1 protein-coding gene and 1 pseudogene are annotated in these 1,448 nt (G+C 73.8%); one reads left to right on the forward strand and one right to left on the reverse strand.

Features of this window, described 5'->3' with window-relative positions:
- Window positions 1-257, forward strand: a 257-nt coding sequence (locus tag FNQ90_RS23015) for a hypothetical protein (RefSeq protein ID WP_182608110.1), incomplete at its 5' end; no start/stop codon positions are given.
- Between the two features lie 23 nt (window positions 258-280).
- Here FNQ90_RS23015 and moaA read toward each other — a convergent pair.
- Window positions 281-1,273 (reverse strand): annotated as a pseudogene (gene moaA, locus FNQ90_RS23020) (GTP 3',8-cyclase MoaA); the annotation flags it as partial.
- Window positions 1,274-1,448: the final 175 nt, after the last annotated feature.

The following is a 1,448-nucleotide window of genomic DNA, read 5'->3' on the forward strand; positions in this document are numbered from 1 at the left end:
CCGCCAAGGGGTGCCGGGCCCCCGCGACCCTCGTCCTGGCCTGGAACAACCCCAAGCTGCACACCCCGGAACGACGCAAGACCTGGGTCGCCTGCGAGGAGCACCGCGAGCACCTGTCGAACTTCCTGGGTATGCGGGGCTTCCTGCGGGAGACCGTGTCGCTGTCGGAGTGGCGGCGGAAGGAGGCGGAGCCTCCGGAGGGATCGGGCGGGACCGGTGGGGCCCCGGAGTCGGGGGGCCCGGCTCCGGGGTCCTGAGATCGGCCGGCCGTCCGGGTATCTCAGCCGCCGATGGCCGACATGGGACGCCCCGGCTGTTCGAAGCCGGGGCCGTCCAGCCCGGACCCCGCCTCCTTGCCCATCGTGGCCCGCTTCCACAGGTCCGCCAGCGCCGCGTCGTCCGCCCCCGAGCGCAGCGCGGAGCGCAGGTCCGTCTCCTCCCGTGCGAACAGGCAGGTGCGCACCTGCCCGTCGGCGGTCAGTCGGGTGCGGTCGCAGGCCCGGCAGAAGGGACGGGTGACCGAGGCGATGATCCCCACCCGGTGGGGACCGCCGTCGACGACCCACCGCTCCGCCGGGGCCGCCCCGCGCGCGGCGTCGGGTTCCGGTTCCAGCGCGAAGCGGACCCGCAGGGCCGCCAGGATGTCCCCGGCCGTGATCATTCCCGACCGGCGCCAGCCGTGCTGGGCGTCCAGCGGCATCTGCTCGATGAAGCGCAACTCGTACCCCTCGGCCATCGCCCAGGCCAACAGCCCGGGGGCCTCGTCGGCGTTGAGTCCCGGCATGAGCACCGCGTTGACCTTCACCGGCTCCAGGCCCGCCTCCCGGGCGGCCGCCAGGCCCCGGAGCACGTCGGCGTGCCGGCGGCGCCGGGTCAGACGCGCGAAGGTCTCCGGGTCCAGGGTGTCCAGTGAGACGTTGACCCGGTCCAGTCCGGCATCGCGCAGGGCGCCGGCGGTGCGTTCCAGGCCTATGCCGTTGGTGGTCAGGGACATCCGGGGGCGCGGTCGCAGTTCCGCGCACCTGGCGACGATGGCGGTCAGGCCGGGACGCAGCAGGGGCTCACCACCGGTGAAGCGCACCTCGGTGACACCGAGGTGTTCGACCGCGATCCGGATCAGGCGCACGATCTCGTCGTCGGTGAGCAGGTCGGGTTTGGCCAGCCAACTCAGGCCCTCCTCCGGCATGCAGTAGGTGCACCGCAGGTTGCACCGGTCGGTCAGGGAGACGCGCAGATCGGTGGCGACGCGGCCGAAGGTGTCGAGCAGCATGCGGACTCCGGGGCCGGGAACGGGATCGGGGCGGGCCGATGGCGGGCGACCCTGCCGGCAGGGTACGCCGGCTCCACCCTCCGCGGTACGTCCGTCCTGGCGAAGTCGTCGCGAAGTCGGAGCGGCGGTTCCGCGGGATTCCCGACGGCGCGGTACGGGGGCGGGGAGGGGTCCGGAG

Source organism: Streptomyces alkaliphilus (genome assembly GCF_014141535.1).
Classification (GTDB): domain Bacteria; phylum Actinomycetota; class Actinomycetes; order Streptomycetales; family Streptomycetaceae; genus Streptomyces; species Streptomyces alkaliphilus.